Source organism: Pseudomonas sp. HMWF006, from assembly GCF_003061205.1.
GTDB lineage: Bacteria > Pseudomonadota > Gammaproteobacteria > Pseudomonadales > Pseudomonadaceae > Aquipseudomonas > Aquipseudomonas monsensis.
Genome location: NZ_QAIU01000498.1, coordinates 886 through 5,401, shown reverse-complemented (window position 1 = coordinate 5,401; position 4,516 = coordinate 886). Strand labels below are relative to the sequence as shown.

At 60.5% G+C, this 4,516-nt stretch carries 4 protein-coding genes and 1 pseudogene; all 5 read right to left on the bottom strand.

What is annotated here, in order from left to right; genetic code table 11:
- A pseudogene (locus DBR24_RS33185) lies at positions 1-311 on the bottom strand (glucan biosynthesis glucosyltransferase H); the annotation flags it as partial.
- Positions 304-2,085, bottom strand: a complete 1,782-nt coding sequence (locus DBR24_RS21655; protein ID WP_177490659.1) for a glucan biosynthesis protein G — start codon at positions 2,083-2,085, stop codon at positions 304-306. The pseudogene DBR24_RS33185 and the gene DBR24_RS21655, both read right to left, overlap by 8 nt.
- A 461-nt stretch (positions 2,086-2,546) precedes the next feature.
- Complete coding sequence (gene dtd, locus DBR24_RS21650; protein WP_007909321.1) at positions 2,547-2,984, bottom strand: D-aminoacyl-tRNA deacylase; 438 nt, start codon at positions 2,982-2,984, stop codon at positions 2,547-2,549.
- Positions 2,981-3,952: a prolyl aminopeptidase gene (gene pip, locus DBR24_RS21645; RefSeq protein ID WP_064117068.1), complete on the bottom strand. Its 972-nt coding sequence runs from the start codon at positions 3,950-3,952 to the stop codon at positions 2,981-2,983. Before pip ends, dtd begins: the two co-directional genes overlap by 4 nt.
- Before the next feature lie 104 nt (positions 3,953-4,056).
- The coding region (locus DBR24_RS33180; protein ID WP_256591720.1) for an alpha/beta hydrolase fold domain-containing protein at positions 4,057-4,516 on the bottom strand (460 nt) is incomplete at its 5' end.

Here is a 4,516-nt window from a genome sequence, read left to right as displayed (position 1 = left end):
TTGGTGCGCCACGGCTCCGGTACGACTTTGGTCCGTCGGATCGGCGGCGTCGCCTTGAGGCTGACGCGGCCGCTGGCGTCGAGCACCAGCATCTCGGCGTCGGCCAGTTCTTCGGCGGTGCTCAGCGTCAGGCGCTTGCCCACCGAAGCCTGGGCAGCTTCGGCAGGGGCGTCGAACGTCGAAGACGACAGGCGTTCATGCAGCTCGCTGAACGACTGGCAGCCCGCGAGTTCCGCGCGCTGCTCGTCGGTCATCGGCAGATGCGCCAGGTACTCGGACAGAGTCTCTGGCTGTACTTGAGAGTTACTCATCGGCAGGCAACTGATAGCTCCAGGTCTCGGTCAGGACTTCTTCAGTCGGTGCCGATTCCGGTGTGGCTGGGGCCGCGTTCGCAGCCGCTGGCTGCTTGGCGTCTTTGTTGGCCTTGTCCTTGGCATCTGCAGCGGGCTTGGCATCGGCCTGTTTGGCTTCGGCGGCCTTGGCTTCCTTGTCGATCTTCTCTTGTTGCTTGGCGGCAACCTTGTCGGCCTTGGCGACGGACGAGTTGGACGCCGGCATCGATTTCGCCAGATCAGCGGTCACGACCGGCTGGACCAGCGCGGCACGCATCTCGGTGGACTTGCTCGCGTCCTTGATTTTCATCCGCAGGGTCAGGCGCCAGCCTTTGGTTTCCGGGTTGTAGCGCACGCTGTTTTCGACCAGCTCGGCGTTGTCGCCAACACTGACCTGACTGCGCACGTCGGCATCCGGGGCCAGAGCGGCCAGCGACGGACCTTCGAAATCGACCAGGTACGCGACGCTGCCGTCCGGCTGACGGATCAGGTTCGACTGCTTGACGTCACCGGTCGAACGCAGGGTCTGCTTGACCCAGGCGCTGTCGGGGGCGTGAATCGCCGCTTCATCCATGGTCCAGTGCAGGCGGTAGGCGAAGTCCAGTGGCTGACCCGGCTCCGGCATTTTGTCCGGGCTCCAGAACGCAACGATGTTGTCGTTGGTTTCGTCGGCAGTCGGAATCTCTACCAGATCAACGGAGCCCTTGCCCCACTCGCCCTTCGGCTCGATCCAGGCGCTTGGGCGCTTGTCGTAGCGATCGTCGAGGTCTTCGTAGTGGCTGAAGTCGCGGCCACGTTGCAGCAGACCGAAACCACGCGGGTTCTCGACGCTGAAGTTGCTCACGGCCAGGTGTTTCGGGTTGTTCAGTGGACGCCAGATCCACTCGCCGTTGCCGGCATGGATCGACAGACCGCTGGAGTCGTGCAGTTCACGACGGTAGTTGAGGACTTTCGACGGCTGGTTGGCGCCGAACAGGAACATGCTGGTCAACGGTGCGATGCCAAGTTTGCCGACCTTGTCACGCAGGAACATCTGCGCCTTGACGTCGACAATGGTGTCGCTGCCCGGACGCAGGATCAGGCGGTAGGCACCGGTGGCACGTGGCGAATCCAGCAGGGCGAAGATCACCAGGTGCTTGTCGCCCGGCTTCGGCTGTTGAATCCAGAACTCACGGAAACGCGGGAACTCTTCGCCCGACGGCAGCGCGGTGTCGATTGCCAGGCCACGGGCCGACAGACCGTAGGTATGACCCTTGCCAACGACGCGGAAGTAGCTCGCGCCGAGCATGGTCATGATTTCGTCTTGCTTGTCGGCCTTGTTGATCGGGTACAGCACACGGAAACCGGCATAACCCAGTTGTTCAGTGGCTTTCGGATCGAATTTCAGGTCGCCGAAATCGAAGCGCGTCGGATCGTATTTGATCTCTTCGACGGTGTTCGCTGTGATTTCATTGATTTTCACCGGTGTATCGAAGTGCATACCCTGATGATAGAAGGACAGTTTGAACGGGGTCTTCTGATCAGCCCACTCAGCCTTTTCGGTGAGGAAGCGGATTTTCTGATAGTCCGCGAACTTCATGTCGCGGAATTCGTTCGGCAGGTTGCTGCGCGGGGCTTCGAACTTCTGCCCGGCCAGCTCTTTGGCCTTGGCCGATACATCGTCAAGATTGAACGCCCAAAGCTGACCGGCGCTGAGCAGGCACAGGAGCGCCGAACCCGCTACCAGGGCACTTCGCATGCGTTTGGCAGACATTTTTGCTGCATTACAGGGACTAACAATCACGAGCAACCCTCGCCGAAAACAGATCAAAAAACCAACGGCCAGCAAGCCGTCTGTGTGGCCATTTTTGTCAGCTTATTTCGGTTCCAGGAAATCAGATACTTCGTTGCCGCTCCTCCCCATAGCAAGCTATGAGTCGTCGCTGCGCCTTGTCTCTGACTCCCTGGCCCTCGAAATAATGCTGGCAAAAATGGCCGTACAGACCGCTCATACCAGGTTGGCGAGCATTGTTCCGACTCCGATGGGGCAAAATGATTCCCCAATCGGATCCAGACAAGTCTCTACCTAAGTCAAAAATGAATCAGCGAACGCTGATCCCAGTGCGCGCGATTATCTAGTAGCCCGCATGACAACGCATCAGGGGTAACAAAGTATTTATCGCGAAAACACCCTAAAAACAGTCGAAATTTCCTAAAAAGGTGTTTCAAGCGCTTTCAGGTCTGTAACAAAAAGGTAACCGGGCCATCGTTGACCAAATGCACCTGCATATCGGCGCCGAATCTACCTGATGCCACAGTGCCATGCACCTGTTTCGCACTGCTCAATAGATAGTCGAACAGTTCCTCGCCCAAGGCCGGTGGCGCGGCCGTCGAAAAGCTCGGGCGCAACCCGCTTTTGGTGTCGGCCGCCAGGGTAAACTGCGAGACCAGCAGCAACCCACCGCCGACATCGGCGAGAGACAAGTTCATCTTGCCCTCCGCATCACTGAATACCCGATAGTTAAGCAGTTTATGCAGAAGTTTGTCGGCGCTGGTACGCGTGTCGTCGGGTTCGACCGCCACCAGCACCAGCAAACCGTGATCGACCGCGCCTACCACTTCACCCGCGACTTCAACCCGCGCACCGCGCACGCGCTGCAACAGGCCCTTCATGCTTCTTCGGGCGGCAGGTCGAGCAGGCGCCGTGCCATGTTACTGGCGGCACGGACCAATGCATCGGTGATACCCGGTTCGGACGCGGCATGCCCGGCGTCGCGAATCACCTGCAGCTCGCTGTTCGGCCAGGCCTGATGCAATTCCCAGGCGTTGTCGAGCGGACAGATCACATCGTAACGACCGTGGATGATCACCCCCGGCAGGTGGGCGATCTTGCCCATGTCGCGAATCAGTTGATTCGGCTCGAGGAAGGCGTTGTTGGTGAAGTAATGGCATTCGATCCGCGCAATCGACAGCGCGCGCTGTGGCTCGGAGAAGCGATCGACCACCAGCGGATTCGGCCGCAGGGTCGCGGTGCGCCCTTCCCAGGTCGACCAGGCTTTGGCCGCGTGCATCTGGGCGATCTGGTCGTTGCCAGTCAGGCGCTTGTGGAAGGCGCTGAGCAGATCGTCGCGCTCGTCCAGCGGAATCGGCGCGATGTAGTCCTGCCAGTAGTCGGGGAACAGACGGCTGGCCCCGGCCTGATAGAACCACTCGATTTCCTGTGGCCGGCAAAGAAAGATCCCGCGCAGGATCAGACCGTGGACACGCTCCGGATGGGTTTGCGCATAGGCCAGCGCCAGGGTCGAGCCCCACGAACCGCCGAACAGCACCCATTTGTCGATGCCCAGGTGTTTGCGGATACGTTCGAGGTCGGCGACCAGATCCCAGGTGGTGTTGTTTTCCAGGCTGGCGTGTGGGGTGGAGCGTCCGCAGCCGCGCTGGTCGAAAGTGACGATACGGTACAGGTTCGGATCGAAATAACGACGGCTCTGGGCGTCACAACCGGCGCCGGGGCCGCCGTGGATGAACACCACCGGCAAACCCTCCGGCGAACCGCTTTCATCGACATACAGCGTATGGGTGTCATCGACAGCCAGATCGTGCCGGGCATGGGGTTTGATCTGCGGAAACAATGTCTGCATTGCGTGCTCCGTAAGGGGTCGAGGTCATCCCTGGGGGGACTTCTATTATTCTGCCGTCAGGCATCATAAACCCGATTTACGTCAATGAGCATGCCCGTACGCAGTCACATTTTGTCAGCCATGTACCTCAACAGGTTTTCGTAGAGCCGGTCGACCTCGGCGACCTGGCCAAGCGCGCGCAAACAACCGTGCACAAGCCCTTCGCCGTAATAGAGGGTAGCGTCTGGCAACCGTTCGGCGTAGCGCACGCCGTCGTCGCGCAGGGGATCGAATTGCGCGACGGCGATGAACGCCGGCGGTAATCCGCTGAAGTCCTCGGCGAGCAAGGGCATGGCGTAGGCGTTCGGCCGCGCGGTGCCGCGCAGGTAGAGCGCGTGATAGCAGTCGACGTCTGTGCTGCCGAGCAACGGCGCATCGGCACACTCGCTGCGGGACGGCAATCGTTCGTCGCCGCCAAGGCCGGGATAGAGCAGCACTTGCGCTGTAGGCAGCGGCTCCCCGGCATCGCGCAACGCCAGGCACAACGCGGCGGCGAGATTGCCACCTGCGCTGTCACCGGCCACC